Consider the following 19,072-nt stretch of genomic DNA (forward strand, 5'->3'; position numbering starts at 1 on the left):
CCGGCGAACCGGGAATGTCAGGATTATGGCGCAGGGTTGATCAGCATCTGCCCCACGGAGCCCCTGTCCATCATCTCCAGCGTCTGGCTGTGGAACAGGAACGGGAAGTGCGGCCACGAAGGCTGACCATAGTAGACAAGCAGTTCAACCTGACCGTCCACCCAGACAGTATCTTTCCAGCCGCGGTCTTCCGGGAACGGCATCGCACCGTTGACGTTGCGGATCAGGAATGCCACCCCTTCAATATGGAACGACTGCGGCATATCTGAACGGACCGTCCAGCGCTCCCAGGTGCCCTGCTGCGCGGTAATGTCGATGCGGTTGACGTCCCACAGCGCGCCGTTGATGCCCGGATCGTCGCCCAGGCTGATATCACGGCTGCGCACCGGCGAGCCGCTCATGATCTCCTGCGGCAGCAGGCGCATTGGCAGGCTATCGGTCACCAGCGGCAGCAGACCGGTCGGGCGCAGGGTCAGCACCAGGGTCGAGACAAGAATGCTCGACGGTTCAAAGAACCCGCGAATGCGGTCCACAATGCTGGCCGCTTCACCGCAGGTGACAGACACTTCATCCCCATTGGTCATATCAATGAGAACTTCGCGACGTTCTCCCGGCGAAAGCGCCAGCTGTTTGACGGACACCGGGGCCGGTAAAAAGCCCTGGTCGCCGGAGATCACGTGCAGCGGACGACCATCGCTCATTTGCAGCTGATAGCGGCGCGAGTTGGACGCGTTGAGCAGGCGCAGGCGCACCCAGCCGCGCGAGACCTCGACATACGGGCTTTGCGCGCCGTTAACCAACAGCGTATCGCCGACGAAGCCACCGCTGCCCGGCTCGCTGTATTCCGGCGTACCGAAATTATCCAGACGCTTGTCCTGGATGATAATCGGGAAGTCATCCACGCCGTAGTGGTTCGGGATCGGCAGGGATTTGCTGACCTCATCTTCCACCAGCCACATTCCTGCCAGGCCGTTATAAACCTGCTGCGCCGTACGGTTAGGCGTGTTGGCGTGATACCACAGGGTGGCCGCACTCTGGCGAATCGGCAGAACCGGCGCCCAGTCGGCGCTGGGTGACATCATTCGCGCCGCGCCGCCAATCAGAGGGCCGGGCACCTGTAGGCCACTGATGGTCATGGCGACATTTTCAGGGGTGCGGTTACTGTAGATGAGCTTTACGTCATCGCCATTCCACACGCGTATGGTCGGCCCAAGGTAACGTCCGTTAATGCCCCAGACCGGCGCGCGCGTCCCCTGGGTGAAGGACCAGTGGCTGCGCTGCAGCGTCAGGAAAAGCGGCTGACCGCGACGAGATTCAATTAATGGCGGAATAGGCAGCGGCTGTTGCTGCCCGGCGGCGCTGGCTGTCAGCGGCATCGCACCCGCACAAAGGGCGATCCCGGAAGCCTGAATAAACTGACGCCGACTGAGTGACATATAAGCTCCATCTGAAACGACTAACAACGCGGGAATTCGTTTTCCCTTCAACGCCGGATTAAATCTTACCGGCGGCTTCTCTCTCTGCGACTTCTTTGTCGAGCTGCGCAATATGCTGAGCCATCAGCTCACGGCAGTGCGCTGCCAGCTCGCGCACCTGGTCTTTACCGTATTTGCTGGTATCGACGGGTGGCAGCATTTCGACAATCACCAGCCCGTTATTCAGGCGGTTAAGATTAATCTTATTCGAAGTATTGGAAACGCACACAGGAATAATTGGAACACCTGCCGCAATTGCGGCATGAAACGCCCCGGTTTTAAACGGCAGCAGGCCGCGGCCGCGGCTGCGCGTTCCTTCCGGGAACATCCAGATTGAGATTTTGCGCTTTTTAAAATGATTGACCACTTCCGCAATGGTGCTGTGCGCTTTCGCGCGGTTGTTACGGTCGATCAGCAGGTTCCCGGTCAGCCAGTACAGCTGGCCAAAAAACGGGATCCACAGCAGGCTTTTTTTTCCCACCGTCACCGTCGGTGGAAGCACGATATTTGCGGCGGTCACCATATCGTAATTGTTCTGATGGTTGGCGATATAGATGGCGTTACCGAAATTCTCCGCCCCTTCAGGCAGACGTTTTTCAACCTTCAGACCAAACAGCGGCGCAAGACGACCGAACATATGGCCAAAGGTGGCAACATGCTTCGGATTACGCGGGCTGAAAAGACAATAAATAGAGCCGAAAATACAGACCAGAATGCAGTAGATAACGGTAAGAATAAGACGAACAATATATAGCATAGCGACCTCTGAAGCCCCAACAGCTGACAATTATACTTCACCTGTGGCCAGGTAAGGACTTTATTACGAGCGCGTATTGTTAATCGCAACGCACGAATTAACAACGATTTTACGGGAAATTTTATTGAAACTCCCCCTCCGGGCAGAGGGGGATATCACGACATTACTCTTCGCTGTCACCCGCGGTGCTGCGTGCAGGAGAGTCAATCTCCACGCGGTCGATGCGCTGCAGGCCGCGCATCAGCGAGCCGCGGCGACCGCGCTCACCCACCACTTTCTGCAGCTCTTCCGGACGAAGCTTGATCTTACGCTTGCCGACGTGAATGGTCAGCGTGCTCTGCGGCGGCAGGAGGAAGAGGTGCGCCAGGCCATCTTCGCCTTTCGCGGCTTCCGCCGACGGGATGTTGATGATCTTGTTGCCCTTGCCTTTCGACAGCTCCGGCAGATCGCTGACCGGGAACATCAGCATACGTCCGGCGGTGGTGATCGCCAGCAGCATGTCGCTTTCGTTATCGATCACCAGCGGCGCCATCACGTGGGCGTTGTCCGGCAGGCTTATCAGCGCCTTACCGGCACGGTTACGGGAGACCAGATCGTTAAAGGTACAGATAAAGCCGTAGCCCGCATCGGACGCCAGCAGCAGCTTCTGGTCATCGGCTTCCATCAGCATATGGTCAACCGTCGCCCCTGGCGGCAGCGTCAGCTTGCCGGTGAGCGGCTCGCCCTGCCCGCGCGCGGAAGGCAGCGTAATCGGGTCGATGGCGTAGCTGCGGCCGGTGGAGTCGATAAACGCCACCGGCTGGTTGCTCTTGCCTTTCACCGCCGCTTTGAAGCTGTCGCCCGCTTTGTAGCTCAGCCCCGGCGCGTCGATATCGTGGCCTTTGGCGCTGCGCACCCAGCCGCTCTGCGACAGAACAATGGTCACCGGCTCGGACGGCTGCATGTCGTGCTCGTTCATCGCCTTCGCTTCTTCGCGCTCGTGCAGCGGAGAACGACGGTCGTCGCCGAAGGCATCGGCATCAGCCTGCAGCTCTTTCTTCAGCAGGGTGTTCATCTTGCGCTCGGACGCGAGGATCGCCTGCAGCTGATCGCGCTCTTTTTCCAGCTCGTTCTGCTCGCCGCGGATCTTCATCTCTTCCAGTTTGGCGAGATGGCGCAGCTTCAGCTCGAGGATCGCTTCGGCCTGGGTTTCGCTGATGCCAAAGCGCGACATCAGCGCCGGCTTCGGCTCGTCCTCGGTACGGATGATCTCAATCACTTCATCGATATTGAGGAACGCCACCAGCAAACCTTCGAGGATATGCAGGCGCTTAAGCACTTTCTCCAGACGGTGGTTCAGACGACGGCGGACCGTATCGCGGCGGAACGTCAGCCACTCGGTCAGGATCTCCAGCAGGTTTTTCACCGCCGGGCGTCCGTCGAGGCCAATCATGTTCAGGTTGATGCGGTAGCTTTTTTCCAGATCGGTGGTGGCGAACAGGTGGTTCATCACCTGCTCCATGTCCACGCGGTTGGAGCGCGGCACGATCACCAGACGGGTCGGGTTCTCGTGATCCGATTCGTCGCGGAGGTCGTCGACCATCGGCAGCTTTTTATTGCGCATCTGGGAGGCGATCTGCTCCAGCACTTTGGCACCGGAAACCTGATGCGGCAGCGCGGTGATCACCACGGCGCCGTCCTCTTTATTCCACACCGCGCGCATACGCACGGAGCCGCGACCGTTCTGGTAGATTTTGCGGATTTCCGCGCGCGAGGTGATGATCTCGGCTTCGGTCGGGAAATCTGGCCCCTGCACGATATCCAGCAGCTCGTCGAGCGTCGCTTTCGGCTGCTCGATCAGGGTAATGGCGGCTTTCGCCACTTCACGCAGGTTGTGCGGCGGAATGTCCGTCGCCATACCGACCGCGATACCGGTGGTGCCGTTCAGCAGGATGTTCGGCAGACGCGCAGGCAGCATCTTCGGCTCCTGCATCGTACCGTCGAAGTTTGGCACCCAGTCAACGGTTCCCTGACCCAGCTCGCCCAGCAGCACTTCGGCATATTTAGAGAGGCGGGATTCGGTATAACGCATCGCCGCGAAGGATTTCGGATCGTCCGGCGCCCCCCAGTTCCCCTGCCCGTCCACCAGCGGATAGCGGTAAGAGAACGGCTGCGCCATCAGCACCATCGCTTCATAACAGGCGCTGTCGCCGTGCGGATGGTATTTACCCAGTACGTCACCGACGGTACGGGCGGATTTCTTGAACTTGGCGGTGGCGTTCAGCCCCAGTTCGGACATCGCATAGACGATGCGGCGCTGAACGGGCTTCAGGCCATCCCCGATAAACGGCAACGCCCTGTCCATGATGACGTACATGGAGTAGTTCAGGTAGGCGTTTTCCGTGAATTCATGTAGCGCGAGGCGCTCTGCCATATCGCTCATTACGTGTGATTCCTCAACTCAGAAACCGAAGGGTTTCAGGCAATATTGCCGCAGATACTACCCTATCTGACGAGTTGAGTCACAAAGAAAAAGGGCCGCTTATGCGGCCCATTTCGGGTTATTTGTTTAGCTTGATGACCTGCTTCACGTCGATTTCAAACTCGTTCCAGTCTTTATCAACTTTACCCTGAAGTTCGACCTTATCCTGCGGGGTGACGGTTACGCCGTTCCAGCGCTTGTGGTCGATCTCAACCACTACCGTGCCGGACTCATCGCGGAAGGTGTAACGATCATCGGACAGGCGCTCGGTGATGTTCCCGCGCAGCTTCACCCAGGCATCGTCTTTCAGATCCTTCACTTTTGCCGCGGTGGTGAGGTTGGCGTTGTTATCGACAAAACCGCCCTGCCGGGTTTGCGTCTGGGTCGCGGTTGCAGACGGGCCGCTAAATCCGCCCTGCGCAGCAAAAACAGGGGCAGTGGTCATCATCATGATGGCAGCAACGGCAGCGAATTTTTTCATATTAATCTCTCCCTTTAATGTGGTTTCGTAGTCCATTAAACAGGGTAATCCTTAACAACTTCTTAAGGGAAAAATTTATTTATTATTGCTGTACAGCAGGCGCTTACAGAGAGTTTACTGACGGCATCAAGGAGGGAACATGCGTATTTTACTGGTAGAAGACGACAGGTTAATCGGCGACGGTATCAAGGCGGGGCTAAGCAAAATGGGCATTAGCGTGGACTGGTTTACCGACGGTAAAACCGGCCAGGCCGCGCTCTCCTCTGCACCCTATGATGCCGTGGTGCTGGATCTGACGCTGCCGGAAATTGACGGTCTGGACATTCTGCGCGCGTGGCGCGAAAGCGGGCGCAGCGAGCCGGTATTAATTCTGACGGCGCGGGATGCGCTAAACCAGCGCGTCGAAGGGCTGCGTCTTGGGGCGGATGATTATCTCTGTAAGCCGTTCGCGCTGATCGAAGTGGGTGCCCGCCTCGAAGCGCTGGTCCGCCGCAGCCACGGACAGGCGCGTAGCGAACTGCGTCACGGGAAGGTCACGCTCGATCCGACCCGTCTCATCGCCACGCTGGACGGTGAGCCGCTGACGCTCAAGCCGAAAGAGTTCGCGCTGCTGGAGCTGTTAATGCGTAACGCCGGTCGGGTGCTGCCGCGAAAGCTGATCGAGGAAAAACTCTATACCTGGGACGACGACGTCTCCAGCAACGCCATCGAGGTTCACGTCCATCATTTGCGCCGCAAGCTTGGGAGCGAGTTTATCCGCACCGTGCACGGCATCGGCTACACCCTGGGTAACGCATGAAACTGACGCAACGCCTGAGCCTGAAGCTGCGCCTGACGCTTCTCTTCCTGCTGCTCTCTCTGACGGCCTGGTTTGCCGCCAGCCTGGTCGCCTGGCAGCAGACGACCCACAAGCTCGACAAGCTGTTCGATACCCAGCAGATGCTGTTTGCTAAACGGCTGCTGACGATGGATCTGGACGAGATCCGCGCCCCCGAACGCATGCGCGAGATCCCGAAAAAAGTGAAGCACGGTCGTCTGGACGACGACGCGCTGGCTTTCGCCATTTACGCCGTCGACGGCAAAATGCTCCTCAACGACGGTGAAAACGGACGCGATATTCCGTACCACTATCGCCGCGACGGGTTCGATAACGGGCAGCTACAGGGCGACAACGACGAGTGGCGTTTTTTATGGCTGACCTCACCTGACGGAAAATACCGCGTGGTGGTCGGCCAGGAGTGGGAGTACCGCGAGGAGATGGCGCTGGACGTGGTCAGCTCGCAGCTGACCCCCTGGCTGGTGGCGCTGCCCGTGATGTTGCTGCTGCTGATCGTCCTCCTGAGTCGGGAGCTGAAGCCGCTGAAAAAGCTGGCGCAGACCCTGCGCTCCCGCTCGCCGGATGCCACCGATAAACTGACGACGGAGGGCCTTCCTACGGAAGTGCGCCCCCTGCTCGACGCGCTGAATCATCTCTTCGCGCGCACCCAGGAGATGATGACCCGCGAGCGCCGCTTTACGTCCGATGCCGCCCACGAGCTACGCAGCCCGCTGGCGGCCCTGAAGGTGCAAACTGACGTGGCGCAACTGTATCAGGACGATCCCGAGGCGCAGTCCAAAGCCCTTTCGCAGCTACATGCGGGTATCGACCGCGCCTCCCGGCTGGTGGATCAACTCCTCACGCTGTCGCGCCTGGACTCGCTGGATAACCTTGACGATGTCGAACCGATTCCCCTGGCCGACTTGCTGCAGTCAGCCGTGCTGGATATCTGGCATCCGGCGCAGCAGGCGGGCATTGATCTTCGCCTGAACATCCATGCACCAGAGGTTACACGCACGGGCCAGCAGCTCCTCATGAGCCTGCTGGTGCGCAACCTGCTGGATAACGCGATTCGCTACAGTCCGCGCGGCAGCGTGGTGGACGTGACGCTGGACGCGCGTGGCTTTACCGTGCGCGACAACGGCCCAGGCATTTCACCTGACGCGCTGGCGCGCGTCGGCGAGCGCTTTTATCGTCCGCCGGGTCAGGATGCCACGGGCAGCGGGCTGGGGTTATCCATTGTAAAACGCATCGCCACCCTGCACGGGATGCGCGTTTCGCTGAGCAATGCGCCTGAAGGCGGTTTTGAAGTGAAGGTCAGCTGGTAGGGATTATTGCGTTTAACGCAAAAGACTTTGCACATTTTGCTCATTTTACCGCACCGTCCTCGCGCGTAGAATACTGGCCATACTCTCATCATCGAGGACAAATAATGAGCAACATCCTGATTATCAACGGTGCAAAAGAATTTGCGCATTCTAAAGGCCAGCTGAATGACACCCTGACCGAGGTCGCGGACGGTTTCCTGCGCGACGCCGGGCATGATGTTAAGATCGTGCGCGCGGACAGCAACTACGACGTGAAGGCCGAAGTGCAGAACTTCCTGTGGGCTGACGTGGTGATCTGGCAGATGCCAGGCTGGTGGATGGGCGCGCCGTGGACCGTAAAAAAATACATGGACGACGTGTTCACCGAAGGTCACGGTTCACTGTATGCCAGCGATGGCCGCACCCGCTCTGACGCCTCCAAAAAATACGGCTCGGGCGGCCTGATTCAGGGCAAAAAATATATGCTCTCCCTGACCTGGAACGCCCCGCTGGAAGCCTTCACCGATAAAGATCAGTTCTTCGAAGGCGTGGGCGTCGACGGCGCGTACCTGCCGTTCCACAAGGCTAACCAGTTCCTGGGCATGGATCCGCTGCCGACCTTTATCGTCAACGACGTGATTAAAATGCCTGACGTCCCGAGCTATATCGCAGAATATCGCAAGCATCTCGCGAAAATTTTTGCTTAACTGGTAGCCTGGAATTAAAGGAGTAGTAAACATGCTTACCGTAATCGCAGAAATCCGTACTCGTCCAGGTCAACATCACCGTCAGGCGGTGCTGGATCAGTTCGTGAAAATTATCCCGACCGTACTGAAAGAAGAAGGCTGCCACGGCTACGCGCCGATGGTGGATGCCGCCACTGACGCCAGCTTCCAGGCGACCGCGCCAGACTCAATCATCATGGTTGAGCAGTGGGAAACCGTCGCGCACCTTGAAGCGCACCTGCAGACCCCTCACATGAAAGCGTGGAGCGATGCGGTGAAGGGTGACGTGCTGGAGACCCACATCCGCATTCTGGAGCAAGGGGTTTAAGTTTCCCCTCACCCCGCCCTCTCCCACAGGGAGAGGACGAACAGAACCAGGCCCGGTGAGCGTCAGCGCTACCGGGCTTTGTTTTTAGGTGCTTTTCTTCCCCGGCTTTAACCCACGGTGTAACTCGTTGATGCGCTTCATCGACTTGATGGTGCGCTGCGGCTCGGTGGAGGCGACGGATAAAATGATCATCTCCAGACACAGCAGCACCGTGCCGTGGAGCGGAATTTTGCCTTTTTCGCCGCCGCGCGGAACGTGGATCACCACGCTGGCCTCCTTGCTGAAACGCGAATCGAGGGCATTGGTTAGCAGGATGGTGGGAATGCCCAGACGTTTTGCTTCACGCAGCGTGGTTTGCCCCTCCCGGTGCGCGGATTTCTGCGCCATCATCACCAGCACGTCGCCGCGCTGAAGCGCAATCAGCTGCTCGGCAAGCCCTATCCCTGTACGGTTAAGCGGCGTGGCGGGTAACCCCATACGACTGAACAGCCTGGCGGTGTACTCGGCCAGAATGCCGGAGGCGCCAATGCCAAATATGGCGACCTGCCTCGCCTGCGCCAGTAGAGAGACCGCCTGGGCCATTGCGTAGCGGTTGTGGGGCTCGGATAACACTTCACAGGTGTGCTGATGCCCCTCCAGCACGAAATCAATGCTCGCGTTGACGTCGCTGGCGAGCGTATTCACCGTGGTGGACATCTTTTCGCTGGAGGTGACCACCGGACCAAACCACTGCTCCAGCGTTTGCTTGAGATCGCGCAGCCCGGCGAAACCCAGCGCCTGAATGGCGCGGACCACCGTGGCATCAGAGGTTTTCAACAGCGTCGCGATCTCCATTGCGGTCTGTTCCATTACAGCTTCGCGGTTGTCATGAATATAGCGTGCAACCTGCAGCAGACGCGGCGTCAGCTGATGCGCACGCGCGCGAAAGCGGTCGCCATAGACATCCACGCGCCCTTTCTCTTTGCGGATCACCGTGACGCCTCCGGCAGCGGACGCCCGGCAATCTGCGACTGCACCTGCGCGGCCATCAGCCCTAACGAGGCGTACGAATTCGAGATGGCCTCTTCACGCGAGATCAGCACGTAATGCCCGGTTCGGCAGGCATTCAGGAACTGACACCAGCCCGGCATGACCGCATCCATCGCCGCCAGCTCGTCCTGCGGTTTACCGCCCGTATCCCCGCGCCAGGTGGCGAAGACGAAATCGGCATCCAGCTCCGGCAGGCGCTCGGCGCTGACGTCAATCCGTCCCCCTTCCGGGATGGACTCAATCAGCGGCGGGAATTTGAATCCTGCGTCGCGCAGAACGCGGCCCAGCGAGTGGTAGCTGTGCATGGCGTTAATCTTCCCCTGATTCGCCTGAATCACGGACACGGTCACCTTGCGGGTATCAATAGTCGCCTTCAGCGCCTTGATTTGCTCCTGATAGCGGCGTTCCAGAATGTCTAGCCTTGCCTGCGTGCCCGTGAGCTGAGCCAGCTTGCGGTAGATCTCCGGCGCGCCGCCGTCGAGATGATCGATGCTCACCGTCGGGGCAATTTTCGCCAGCTGTTCCACCGGAGTGTTGCGGGTCGGCTCGGTAACGATCAGGTCAGGCTTTGCGGCGGCGATGGCTTCAATGTCGATATCGGCCGTACCGATAAATTTAATGTCGGAATTATCGAAGTCGACGCCGGTCAACATGCCGCTTGAGCGCAGAAAGTGGCTGCCGTCCGGCCGCGTGCGGCCATGGCTCGCCACCGGCGGCACGCCAAGCTCAATCAGCGGAATGGTGATATCCAGATCGTGTAATGAAACAATCCGCTTCGGATGAACCGGCACCACCACTTTTCGGTTCAGATCGTCAGTAAACGTCTGCGTCGGCTCCGCCGCCCCCACCGCGAACCCCACCAGCAACAGCATCGAAAACAGTACGCGCATCATAGTCTCCTAAAATCTGTCCCGACGCTGCCAGAGCAGCAGCAGGAAAAACGGTCCGCCAATCAATGAAATCACAATTCCCGCCGGCAGCTGCAGCGGGAGGAATGCCAGACGTCCGACGTTATCCGCCAGCAGCACCAGCAGCGCGCCCAGCAAGGCGCTTCCAGTCAGGAACGCGGTTTGCCCACCGCGCAGCAGCAGGCGCGCCATATGAGGGGCAATCAGCCCCACGAAACCTATACTGCCCACGCACGAGACGCAGGCCGCCGTCAGCACCACCGGGGCGAGAACCCGCAGCAGCGCCAGCCGGGTTGTGCGCACGCCAAGGCCCACGGCGGCCTGATTGCCGAGCAAAGCCACGTCCGCAGCCCGTGCGGTAAACAGCAGCAGCGCAAACGCGGGGGCAGCCCAGAGCGCGGCTAACCCCACCAGCGTCCAGTTTGCCGCATGCAGGCTTCCCGCCAGCCACAGCATCGCCGTCTGCACGTCGCGCACGTCGGCGGTGGTGATAAAGACGCCCATTGCGGCGGCAAACGCCCACGACACGCCGATGCCGATCAGGATGAACCGCGGGCGCGAGATATCGCGTGCCAGGGCAATGACCAGCAGCGCGGTAAGCAGCCCACCGGCCATGCCGACCAGCGGACGCCAGGCCAGGCCCAGCGCCGGGAACTGAAAAATCAGCAGCAGTACCGCCGCGCTACAGCCCTCCTTCACGCCGATAAGCCCGGGGTCAGCCAGACCATTACGGGTGATGGACTGCATTGCCGCCCCCGCCATGCCGAGCATCGCGCCGCACAGCACCGCCATCAGCAGGCGCGGCAGGCGGATATCCATCACGATGTAGCGCGTCTCCGCCGTCAGGCTCTCAGGCGAAAACAGCGCCCGCCCGATGGCGGAGGAGGGAACAGGCAGAGAACCGTGCATCAGGCCAAAGCCCAGCAGGCTTAGCGCCACCAGAGATAAAAGCGTCAGGCACGCCAGCGCCCTCGGGCGAACCAGCGCCGATAAACGGCCAATACGGATCGCGCGGAATCCGGCCCGGTTCATTTGAACATCCTCGACGCCATAAAGATGAATACGGGTGCGCCGACCAGGGCCGTCATGATGCCGGTTGCCAGCTCCCAGGGCGTAAACAACGTGCGGGCGGCGATATCCGCCAGCAGCAGAACCAGCGCGCCACACAGGGCAGACAGCGGCACCATCACGCGTAAATCGACCGACACCAGACGGCGGATGAGCTGCGGCACGACGAGGCCGATAAAGCCAATCGGCCCGGCAATGGAGACGGCCGCGCCGCAGAGCAGCGCGATAGCCAGCAGGGCGAGCAGGCGAGTTTTCAGCAGCGACACCCCAAGCCCCTGCGCCATTCGGTCTCCCAGCGCCAGCGTATTGAGCGAGGGCGACAGCGCGATGGCGAGAACAAAACCGGCTGTCGCAGCCCACAGGGCGCTCCGGAGCGTCTGTATGCTGATCCCGGCCAGGTCCCCTGCCAGCCAGGTGCGCATGGCGAGCAGCGTCTGTTCATCGAGGATTAACACCGCGGCGGTAATCGACGAGGCAAACGCCGACATAGCCACGCCGCACAGCGTGACCTTCATCGGCGTAAGCCCGGTGCGACCGGACGAGGAGAACATCAGCACCAGCAAAAACAGCGCGGCGGCACCGGCGGCGGCAACGAGCGGGCGACCAAACGGCAGCGACAGCCCAAGCGCGCTGGTAATCACGACCGCCAGCGCGGCCCCGGCGTTGAGTCCCAGAATATGCGGCTCGCCGAGCGGGTTGCGGATCACAGACTGCAGCAGCACGCCCGCCACGCCGAGCGAGGCGCCCGTCACCATCGCGGCGCAGAGGCGCAGCAGTCTTAATTTGATAATGACGTTATGGTCGAAATTGCGCGGATCGAAATGGAAAAATGCCTCCACCACCGTCTGCGGGGCAATGAAGCGTGCGCCGATGCCCAGATGCATTATCGCGCCCAGCGCCAGCAGCAATGCGAAGATCGGGAAGGCCAGAGAGGAGCGCATCATGGCTGAACGATGCTCTGGCGAAACGGCATAAAGAACGGCTTGCCGGTCAACGGGTTGATGGACATATGCACATCCACATCAAACACCGCTTTAATCAGCTCCGGCGTGCAGGCATCGCCCTCATGCAATACGCCTTCAACTTTCCCCTGGCGTAAAAAGACCAGCGAATCGCCGTAGTTTACGGCGAAGTTGAGATCGTGCAGCACCACCACGACGGTACGTCCGTGCTGGCGGGTCAGGGCGTGCAGCAGTTCCAGGATCTCCACCTGATAGCGAAGATCAAGAAACGTCGTGGGCTCGTCAAGCAGGATATACGGCGTTTGCTGCGCCAGCGCCATAGCGATCCAGCAGCGCTGACGCTGGCCGCCGGATAAGCTTTCCACCGGCATATGGGCAAACTCTGCCGTGCCGGTCAGGCGCAGGGCCTCTTCCACCGCCAGCTCGTCCTCGTCGCTCCACTGGCGCATAAAGTTTTGCCAGGGAAAACGCCCGCGCGAGACCAGCTCAAAAACGGTTAACCCTTCCGGCAGCAGCGGAGACTGCGGCAGGATACCCAGCTGGCGGGCGACAGCTTTGGTCGGCTGCTCGTGGATCGCCTTACCGTCGAGAACTGCCGCGCCGCCAAGCGGCTGAAGCAAGCGCGCAATGGTGCTCAGCAGCGTGGATTTTCCGCAGCCGTTCGCCCCTACCAGCACGGTCATTTTCTGCTGTGGGATCGCAAGGGAGATATCATCAACGATGATTTTTTTCTGATAGCCCGCAGAAAGGTTCTCCAGAACCAGTCCCGGTTTTTTTGTGTTGTGAGCCACGTGAATGCCAACGTAATAAAAAAGCGCAACAAATATAAATAAAAATCATTCTCTTTTGAGAGTTTGACGCTGCGCCATGTAGTAGTCAAGAGAAGAAACACCCTGATAAAGCCAGGGATAAGACTGAGGGAAAATGAATACGTAACGGCTTGCAAAAACATTTATTTCAATAAGTTAATCATTATTCCGTGGCGCTTGTCTGCCCGGTTAAACGTTGTAGTCGATTTTTTCTTTTTTCCATTTACTACTACATTCGTGCATGATTGAATGATTCTCAATTACATGTCCGATGCCCGCCGTGGCTAACGGACAGACCGTAAAGGGCAATGACTCACACATTTTTCCGCGAAACGTCATTCGCGGGATATTTCGGGATAACAGATGTAATGGCTACGTTCACACCTTCGCTCTCTGGGATAAAAGGGCGCGCGCTCTTTTCACTGCTGTTCATGGCGCCGCTGGTGCAGGCAGCAGATAACACCGCGGCTAAAGACGGCGAAACGCTTACCGTCACCGCCGATCCAAATACGACGGCGGAGGCCACGAATGGCTATCAGCCGCTGAACACCTCCACCGCGACGTTAACCAACATGCCGATGCTGGATATACCGCAGGTGGTCAATACCGTCAGCGATAAAGTGCTGGAGGATCAGCATGCCACCACGCTGGATGAAGCGCTCTATAACGTTAGCAACGTGGTGCAGACCAACACCCTGGGCGGTACGCAGGATGCCTTCGTGCGCCGCGGGTTTGGCGCGAACCGCGACGGCTCGATCATGACCAACGGCCTGCGCACCGTCCTGCCGCGCAGCTTTAATGCCGCAACCGAGCGCGTGGAGGTGCTGAAAGGCCCGGCCTCGACGCTCTACGGCATTCTCGATCCGGGTGGTCTGATCAACGTCGTCACCAAACGCCCGGAGAAAACCTTCGGCGGTTCCCTCTCCGCCACCTCTTCCAGCTTTGGCGGCGGCACCGGACAGATCGATGTTACCGGCCCGATTGACGGTACGCGCCTGGCGTATCGCCTCACGGGTGAGTATCAGGATGAGGATTACTGGCGTAATTTCGGCAACGAACGTAGCACCTTTATCGCCCCGTCGCTGACCTGGTTTGGCGACGATGCCACCGTAACCGTGCTCTATTCGCATCGCGACTATAAAACGCCGTTCGATCGCGGAACGATCTTCGATCTCAACACTAAAAAAGCCGTCGACGTCGATCGCAAAACCCGCTTTGACGAACCGTTTAACGTGACCGACGGCCAGTCCGATCTCGCTCAGCTCAACGCGGAGTATCGCCTCAACAGTGAGTGGACCGCAAAGTTCGACTATAGCTACAGCCAGGATAAATACAGCGATAACCAGGCCCGCGTGATGGCCTACGATTCCAAAACCGGCAACCTGACCCGCCGCGTGGATGCGACCCAGGGCTCGACCCAGCGTATGCACACGACGCGCGCGGATCTGCAAGGGAACGTGGACATCGCGGGCTTTTACAATGAGATCCTGACCGGCGTGTCGTATGAGAATTACGATCTGCTGCGTACGGACATGATCCGCTGTAAGAACGTTAAGGGTTTCAATATTTACCACCCGAGCTACGGCAGCCTCGGCAAGTGCACCACCGTCTCGGCATCCGACAGCGATCAAACCATTAAGCAGGAGAGTTACTCCGCCTATGCGCAGGACGCGCTGTACCTGACCGATAAGTGGATCGCCGTCGCAGGCATGCGCTATCAGTATTACACCCAGTACGCGGGGAAGGGCCGTCCGTTTAACGTGAACACCGACAGCCGCGACGATCAGTGGACGCCAAAGCTGGGTCTTGTTTATAAGCTCACCCCGGCGGTCTCGCTGTTTGCCAACTATTCCCAGACGTTTATGCCGCAGTCTTCCATTGCGAGCTACATTGGCGACCTGCCGCCAGAAACGTCAAACGCGTATGAAATCGGCGCTAAGTTTGACATTTTCGACGGCATTACCGCTAACATCGCGCTTTTTGATATCCATAAACGCAACGTGTTGTACACCGAAAGCATTGGAGATGAAACCGTCGCCAAAACCGCGGGCCGCGTACGCTCGCAGGGCGTGGAAGTGGATCTCGCCGGATCGCTGACCGAGAACACCAACATTATCGCCAGCTATGGCTATACCGACGCGAAAGTGCTGGAAGATCCGGACTACGCGGGCAAACCGCTACCGAACGTGCCGCGCCATACCGGCTCCCTGTTCCTGACCTACGATATTCACAATGCGTTTGCCGGGAATACCCTGACGCTGGGCGGCGGCGGGCACGGCGTGAGCCGTCGTTCCGCAACCAACGGTGCGGATTACTATCTGCCGGGCTATTTCGTAGCGGATGCGTTTGCGGCGTATAAGATGAAGCTGCAGTATCCGGTGACGCTGCAGGTGAACGTGAAAAACCTGTTTGATAAGACCTACTACACGTCGTCCATTGCGACCAACAACCTGGGCAACCAGATTGGCGATCCGCGCGAAGTGCAGTTTACGGTGAAGATGGAGTTTTGACGTAAAAAAGCCCGGTGGCGCTAGCGCTTACCGGGCCTACGATCCATTCCCTCTCCCGGCAGGAGAGGGTTAGAGGGGTGAGGGCATCAGGCCTCAATATCCGCCATATCGCCTTTCTCCTGAAGCCAGTTACGTCGGTCTTCCGAACGTTTCTTGGCAAGGAGCATATCCATCATGGCGTTGGTTTGCTGCTCGTCTTCATCGCTGATCGTCAGCTGCACCAGACGGCGCGTGTTCGGATCCAGCGTCGTTTCGCGAAGCTGCATCGGGTTCATCTCGCCCAGCCCTTTAAAGCGCTGTACGTTCGGTTTGCCCTTCTTACGCTTCAGCTGTTCCAGCACGCCCGCTTTCTCTTCTTCCGTCAGCGCGTAGTAAACCTCTTTGCCGAGGTCGATACGGTACAGCGGCGGCAGCGCCACGTGGACGTGACCGTTTTTCACCAGCGTTTTGAAGTGCTTCACGAACAGCGCGCAGAGCAGCGTGGCGATGTGCAGACCGTCGGAGTCCGCATCCGCGAGGATACAGATCTTGCCGTAGCGCAGCTGGCTCAGATCGTCGCTGTCCGGATCGATGCCGATCGCGACCGAAATATCGTGGACTTCCTGCGAGGCCAGCACTTCATCGGACGAGACTTCCCAGGTATTCAGGATCTTACCCTTGAGCGGCATGATCGCCTGATATTCACGATCGCGCGCCTGCTTGGCCGATCCGCCCGCCGAGTCCCCTTCCACGAGGAACAGCTCGGTACGGTTGAGATCCTGCGCGGTACAGTCCGCCAGCTTGCCCGGCAGCGCAGGGCCGCTGGTCAGCTTTTTACGCACCACTTTCTTCGCGGCACGCAGACGACGCTGGGCGCTGGAAATCGCCATTTCGGCCAGCATCTCTGCCGCCTGCACGTTCTGGTTCAGCCACAGGGTAAACGCATCTTTCACCACGCCGGAGACGAACGCCGCGCACTGACGTGACGACAGGCGCTCTTTGGTCTGACCGGCAAATTGCGGATCCTGCATCTTCACGGAGAGCACGTAGGCGCAGCGATCCCAGATATCTTCCGCCGACAGCTTCACGCCGCGCGGCAGAATATTGCGGTATTCGCAGAACTCACGCATCGCGTCCAGCAGCCCCTGACGCAGGCCGTTGACGTGGGTACCGCCGAGCATGGTCGGGATCAGGTTGACGTAGCTTTCCGTCAGCAGCTCGCCACCTTCAGGTAGCCACAGCAGCGCCCAGTCCACCGCTTCGGTATCACCGCTAAAGTTACCGACGAACGGTTTTTCCGGCAGCGTCGGCAGGCCGTTTACCGCTTCGCACAGGTAATCGTTCAGACCGTCGGCGTAGCACCAGGTTTGTGCGGTATTGTTAACGTGATCGGTAAAGGTTATTTCCACGCCCGGACACAGCACCGCTTTGGCTTTCAGCAGGTGCGTCAGGCGAGAAACGGAAAAGCGCGGGCTGTCGAAGAAGCTTTCGTCAGGCCAGAAGTGGACGCTGGTGCCGGTGTTGCGTTTGCCGCACGTGCCGACAACCTGCAGATCCTGCACCTTATCGCCGTTTTCAAACGCGATGTTGTAGACCTGACCGTCGCGACGGACGTTCACTTCCACGCGTTTGGACAGGGCGTTGACCACGGAAATGCCCACGCCGTGCAGACCACCGGAGAACTGGTAGTTCTTGTTGGAGAACTTACCGCCCGCATGCAGACGACAGAGGATCAGCTCAACGGCAGGCACGCCCTCTTCCGGGTGGATATCCACCGGCATGCCGCGCCCGTCGTCGATGACTTCCAGCGACTGATCGGCGTGCAGAATGACGTCAACGCGTTTGGCATGGCCCGCCAGCGCTTCGTCCACACTGTTATCAATAACTTCCTGGCCCAGATGGTTTGGGCGCGTCGTATCGGTGTACATCCCCGGGCGGCGGCGAACCGGCTCAAGCCCGGTGAGGACCTCAATGGCATCAGCGTTATAGGTTTGCGTCATGATTTAAACTAGCAATTCGCATTGATTGTCAGTGGCTGTGCAGTCCAAGAAAATCGACAATCTGGGTGAAATGATTCTCAAAGCCCGTGAAAGCATGGTTTCCGCCCTCTTCTATAGTCTGGCGGCAGGAGGCGTAATACGCCACTGCCTGGCGGTAATCCAGCACTTCATCACCCGTCTGTTGCAGCAGCCAGATGAGATCCGGTGCCTCAAGCGGGTCGACCTGCATAACTTTGAGATCGTAAATATGGCGTGACTCTAGCACATATTGCTGCCCGGTGTAGGGGTTCTCGTTTTCGCCAAGAAAGTCCCGCAGCAGCTCAAATGGCCGTACCGCCGGATTAACCACAACGGCGGGCAGCATGAAGCATTGCGAGAGCCAGGTGGCGTAATACCCGCCCAGCGATGAACCGACCACACCGAAGGTTTCGCCGCCGTGCGCAAGCACAATAGATTCCAGCATCTCCGCGGCCTCTGCCGGGTAAGGCGGCAGCTGCGGGATAATCATCTCAAGGTCGGGGTGATGCTCGCTCAGCCACTGGCGAAACTGTGTCGCTTTTGCGGAGCGCGGCGAGCTGTTGAATCCGTGCAGATAAAGGAGCGTAGACATCAATAGCCTTCTGAAGCGGTATCCGGGCGGAATTTTGCACCGGTCAAACGGCAGACTTCCGTGGTCAGCGTGCCGTCGGCATGCAGTTCCAGCCAGCGCCAGCCTGGCGCGATGGTATCCAGCGTAAAGTTGGCGCAGTGCGGCTTAAACTGAACGCAGGTCGACGGCGTCGCCAGCATGCGGCGCCCGTTCCAGTCGAGATCCTGTTCCTGATGAATATGTCCACACAGCAGATTTTTCACCCGTGGGAATTTAGCCAGCACGCGATCCAGCGCTGCGGAGTTGCGCAGACTGTGCTGATCGAGCCAGCTGCAGCCCGCAGGCAGAGGATGATGATGCAGCAACAGCAGCGTGTGACGTTCAGGTTCAGCAGCCAGTTTGGTCTCAAGCCAGTCGAGCTGAAACTCGCTTAACTCACCGTGCGGGACGCCGAACACCTGGCTATCGAGCAGCAGGATCTGCCACTGTTCACCCGCAAAAACAGATTTCGCCGGAGAAATCCCCGCATCCTGAAGAGAACTGTACATAGCAGGCTGGAAGTCATGGTTGCCTGGCAGCCAGACGCAAGGCACGCTAAAGCTCGCGATGCCTTCAGCAAAATGCTGGTAGGCCGCGGAGGACTGATCCTGCGCCAGATCGCCCGTTGCGACAATCAGATCGCATGCACGGTTTTCGGCGTGAATGGCGCTAAGTACCGCCTGATAACTCTCCCAGGTATTCACCCCCAGCAGCGTTTCATGCTTTTCGGCAAAAAGGTGGGTATCGGTGATTTGTAATATCCTGACTGGCGCCCCACCAGCAACAGTCAGGTTCAACAGGCTTTCCAAATGGTGTCCTTAGGTAGGT

General features: G+C 58.9%; 17 protein-coding genes. 5 read left to right on the forward strand and 12 right to left on the reverse strand.

Annotated features, from left to right (window positions below):
* Positions 1–23 precede the first annotated feature (23 nt).
* From ftsP to ACOTZB_RS17400, 4 genes are all read right to left on the reverse strand, one after another.
* The gene (ftsP, locus tag ACOTZB_RS17385; RefSeq protein WP_023309186.1) at positions 24–1,436 is read right to left on the reverse strand and encodes a cell division protein FtsP; all 1,413 of its coding nucleotides are present in this window, start codon (positions 1,434–1,436) and stop codon (positions 24–26) included.
* Positions 1,437–1,494: 58 nt separating this feature from the next.
* Entirely contained in the window at positions 1,495–2,232 is a 738-nt protein-coding gene (gene plsC / locus ACOTZB_RS17390) for a 1-acylglycerol-3-phosphate O-acyltransferase (RefSeq protein ID WP_023309187.1), read from the reverse strand.
* A 163-nt stretch (positions 2,233–2,395) separates the two neighbouring features.
* Positions 2,396–4,654, reverse strand: coding sequence for a DNA topoisomerase IV subunit A (gene parC, locus ACOTZB_RS17395; RefSeq protein ID WP_421627919.1), 2,259 nt, complete (start codon positions 4,652–4,654; stop codon positions 2,396–2,398).
* A 118-nt stretch (positions 4,655–4,772) separates the two neighbouring features.
* Entirely contained in the window at positions 4,773–5,174 is a 402-nt protein-coding gene (locus tag ACOTZB_RS17400) for a YgiW/YdeI family stress tolerance OB fold protein (RefSeq protein ID WP_193805633.1), read from the reverse strand.
* A 139-nt stretch (positions 5,175–5,313) separates the two neighbouring features.
* Between ACOTZB_RS17400 and qseB the strand changes: the two genes are divergently transcribed.
* From qseB to ACOTZB_RS17420, 4 genes are all read left to right on the forward strand, one after another.
* Positions 5,314–5,973, forward strand: a complete 660-nt coding sequence (gene qseB / locus ACOTZB_RS17405; protein WP_313149461.1) for a quorum sensing response regulator transcription factor QseB — start codon at positions 5,314–5,316, stop codon at positions 5,971–5,973.
* Complete coding sequence (gene qseC / locus ACOTZB_RS17410) at positions 5,970–7,319, forward strand: quorum sensing histidine kinase QseC (RefSeq protein WP_313149460.1); 1,350 nt, start codon at positions 5,970–5,972, stop codon at positions 7,317–7,319. The genes qseB and qseC overlap by 4 nt, the downstream gene beginning before the upstream one ends.
* A 104-nt stretch (positions 7,320–7,423) precedes the next feature.
* The gene (locus ACOTZB_RS17415; protein ID WP_134867152.1) at positions 7,424–8,005 is read left to right on the forward strand and encodes an NAD(P)H-dependent oxidoreductase; all 582 of its coding nucleotides are present in this window, start codon (positions 7,424–7,426) and stop codon (positions 8,003–8,005) included.
* A 31-nt stretch (positions 8,006–8,036) separates the two neighbouring features.
* Complete coding sequence (locus tag ACOTZB_RS17420; RefSeq protein ID WP_023309193.1) at positions 8,037–8,351, forward strand: putative quinol monooxygenase; 315 nt, start codon at positions 8,037–8,039, stop codon at positions 8,349–8,351.
* Positions 8,352–8,435: 84 nt separating this feature from the next.
* Here the strand turns inward: ACOTZB_RS17420 and ACOTZB_RS17425 are convergent, their stop codons facing one another.
* Genes ACOTZB_RS17425 through ACOTZB_RS17445 form a run of 5 tightly spaced genes read right to left on the reverse strand, consistent with a single transcriptional unit; the run spans position 8,436 to position 13,109 of the window.
* On the reverse strand, positions 8,436–9,323 hold the full coding sequence (locus ACOTZB_RS17425; protein WP_033146656.1) for a MurR/RpiR family transcriptional regulator: 888 nt from the start codon (positions 9,321–9,323) through the stop codon (positions 8,436–8,438).
* Complete coding sequence (locus ACOTZB_RS17430) at positions 9,320–10,270, reverse strand: iron-siderophore ABC transporter substrate-binding protein (RefSeq protein ID WP_126329435.1); 951 nt, start codon at positions 10,268–10,270, stop codon at positions 9,320–9,322. The genes ACOTZB_RS17425 and ACOTZB_RS17430 overlap by 4 nt, the downstream gene beginning before the upstream one ends.
* Positions 10,271–10,279: 9 nt before the next feature.
* A complete protein-coding gene (locus ACOTZB_RS17435) occupies positions 10,280–11,320 on the reverse strand; it encodes a FecCD family ABC transporter permease (protein WP_421627921.1) in 1,041 nt (346 codons plus the stop codon).
* Complete coding sequence (locus tag ACOTZB_RS17440) at positions 11,317–12,300, reverse strand: FecCD family ABC transporter permease (RefSeq protein ID WP_421627923.1); 984 nt, start codon at positions 12,298–12,300, stop codon at positions 11,317–11,319. Before ACOTZB_RS17440 ends, ACOTZB_RS17435 begins: the two co-directional genes overlap by 4 nt.
* Complete coding sequence (locus ACOTZB_RS17445) at positions 12,297–13,109, reverse strand: ABC transporter ATP-binding protein (RefSeq protein WP_337280571.1); 813 nt, start codon at positions 13,107–13,109, stop codon at positions 12,297–12,299. Before ACOTZB_RS17445 ends, ACOTZB_RS17440 begins: the two co-directional genes overlap by 4 nt.
* Positions 13,110–13,495: 386 nt before the next feature.
* Here ACOTZB_RS17445 and ACOTZB_RS17450 point away from each other — a divergent pair, with 386 nt between their 5' ends.
* Positions 13,496–15,637: a TonB-dependent siderophore receptor gene (locus tag ACOTZB_RS17450; protein ID WP_368525364.1), complete on the forward strand. Its 2,142-nt coding sequence runs from the start codon at positions 13,496–13,498 to the stop codon at positions 15,635–15,637.
* 86 nt (positions 15,638–15,723) lie between these two features.
* Here ACOTZB_RS17450 and parE read toward each other — a convergent pair whose 3' ends face one another.
* Genes parE through cpdA form a run of 3 tightly spaced genes read right to left on the reverse strand, consistent with a single transcriptional unit; the run spans position 15,724 to position 19,053 of the window.
* Complete coding sequence (gene parE, locus ACOTZB_RS17455; RefSeq protein WP_029740698.1) at positions 15,724–17,616, reverse strand: DNA topoisomerase IV subunit B; 1,893 nt, start codon at positions 17,614–17,616, stop codon at positions 15,724–15,726.
* A 28-nt stretch (positions 17,617–17,644) separates the two neighbouring features.
* Positions 17,645–18,226, reverse strand: coding sequence for an esterase YqiA (gene yqiA, locus ACOTZB_RS17460; protein WP_421627924.1), 582 nt, complete (start codon positions 18,224–18,226; stop codon positions 17,645–17,647).
* Positions 18,226–19,053 (reverse strand): 3',5'-cyclic-AMP phosphodiesterase, encoded by an 828-nt coding sequence (cpdA, locus tag ACOTZB_RS17465; RefSeq protein ID WP_421627925.1) that lies wholly within the window; start codon positions 19,051–19,053, stop codon positions 18,226–18,228. The genes yqiA and cpdA overlap by 1 nt, the downstream gene beginning before the upstream one ends.
* Positions 19,054–19,072: the final 19 nt, after the last annotated feature.

This window comes from Enterobacter cloacae complex sp. SHL020 (assembly GCF_049236945.1).
Taxonomy (GTDB): Bacteria; Pseudomonadota; Gammaproteobacteria; order Enterobacterales; family Enterobacteriaceae; genus Enterobacter; species Enterobacter dykesii.

Coding starts and splice junctions, on each gene's coding strand:
- ACOTZB_RS17440 (WP_421627923.1), bottom strand. CDS start 12,300: ATGATGCGCTCCTCTCTGGCCTTCCCGATCTTCGCATTGCTGCTGGCG.
- ftsP (WP_023309186.1), bottom strand. CDS start 1,436: ATGTCACTCAGTCGGCGTCAGTTTATTCAGGCTTCCGGGATCGCCCTT.
- ACOTZB_RS17430 (WP_126329435.1), bottom strand. CDS start 10,270: ATGCGCGTACTGTTTTCGATGCTGTTGCTGGTGGGGTTCGCGGTGGGG.
- ACOTZB_RS17450 (WP_368525364.1), top strand. CDS start 13,496: ATGGCTACGTTCACACCTTCGCTCTCTGGGATAAAAGGGCGCGCGCTC.
- plsC (WP_023309187.1), bottom strand. CDS start 2,232: ATGCTATATATTGTTCGTCTTATTCTTACCGTTATCTACTGCATTCTG.
- qseC (WP_313149460.1), top strand. CDS start 5,970: ATGAAACTGACGCAACGCCTGAGCCTGAAGCTGCGCCTGACGCTTCTC.
- qseB (WP_313149461.1), top strand. CDS start 5,314: ATGCGTATTTTACTGGTAGAAGACGACAGGTTAATCGGCGACGGTATC.
- parE (WP_029740698.1), bottom strand. CDS start 17,616: ATGACGCAAACCTATAACGCTGATGCCATTGAGGTCCTCACCGGGCTT.
- ACOTZB_RS17420 (WP_023309193.1), top strand. CDS start 8,037: ATGCTTACCGTAATCGCAGAAATCCGTACTCGTCCAGGTCAACATCAC.
- yqiA (WP_421627924.1), bottom strand. CDS start 18,226: ATGTCTACGCTCCTTTATCTGCACGGATTCAACAGCTCGCCGCGCTCC.
- ACOTZB_RS17400 (WP_193805633.1), bottom strand. CDS start 5,174: ATGAAAAAATTCGCTGCCGTTGCTGCCATCATGATGATGACCACTGCC.
- ACOTZB_RS17415 (WP_134867152.1), top strand. CDS start 7,424: ATGAGCAACATCCTGATTATCAACGGTGCAAAAGAATTTGCGCATTCT.
- ACOTZB_RS17435 (WP_421627921.1), bottom strand. CDS start 11,320: ATGAACCGGGCCGGATTCCGCGCGATCCGTATTGGCCGTTTATCGGCG.
- parC (WP_421627919.1), bottom strand. CDS start 4,654: ATGAGCGATATGGCAGAGCGCCTCGCGCTACATGAATTCACGGAAAAC.